The sequence below is a fragment of the Pseudomonas sp. SIMBA_067 genome, from assembly GCF_046534675.1.
Classification (GTDB): domain Bacteria; phylum Pseudomonadota; class Gammaproteobacteria; order Pseudomonadales; family Pseudomonadaceae; genus Aquipseudomonas; species Aquipseudomonas putida.
Genome location: NZ_JAWRYH010001099.1, coordinates 1 through 246, shown reverse-complemented (window position 1 = coordinate 246; position 246 = coordinate 1). Strand labels below are relative to the sequence as shown.

Below are 246 nucleotides of genomic sequence, written 5' to 3'. Positions count from 1 at the left end.
CACTTCAACAATGGCGCTGCGTCCCGATTTTGCGATCGAGCCAAGCGCTTTTTCCACCACGTTCGCCAGCCCGCCTTTCTTATTGCCCGGCGACGGGTTAGCGCTGCGATCGGTCTGGCCCTGGTCGAGGTAATTATCATACCCGGCCATCTCCTCCAGTAAGCGCTTACCGACTTCCTGATTAATCCCCCGCGGCGTCAGCAGGTGAATCGCATCACGCACTTCCGTGACTTCCGAGAACATCAC

1 pseudogene is annotated in these 246 nt (G+C 57.7%); it reads right to left on the bottom strand.

Annotated elements, in window-relative coordinates:
* Positions 1 to 246 (bottom strand): annotated as a pseudogene (garD, locus tag SB765_RS32670) (galactarate dehydratase); the annotation flags it as partial.